Source organism: Pseudoneobacillus rhizolycopersici (genome assembly GCF_054786815.1).
In genome coordinates, this window is record NZ_JBTOOE010000082.1 from 1 (window position 1) to 280 (window position 280).

The 280-nt window shown below is 44.6% G+C and carries 1 protein-coding gene; it reads left to right on the top strand.

The genetic code is table 11. From position 1 onward, the window contains the following. Positions 1-10 precede the first annotated feature (10 nt). The coding region (locus ACX9YW_RS22940; RefSeq protein WP_460351028.1) for a transposase at positions 11-280 on the top strand (270 nt) is incomplete at its 3' end.

Genomic DNA, 280 nt, shown 5'->3' on the forward strand with positions numbered 1-280 from the left:
GAAAAGCAGGTTGGATGAATATCAGTTCCTGAAAAAAGAATATCTGTACATCTGCAATGAATTGAGAAGCTATGCAAGAAAGCACTATCGCAAAGACTATTATCTGCTTCGCTCCATTCCTGGTGTTGGTCCTTTCATCGCAATAGGCATTCTCTCAGAAGTGGGTGACATCAGAAGGTTCAAAGGCATCGATCGATTAAGCAGCTATGTTGGCCTGGTGCCTTCCCTGCATAGCAGTGGAGAGAAAAGCTACAGTCGCGGCATCACTTATCGAAGCAAG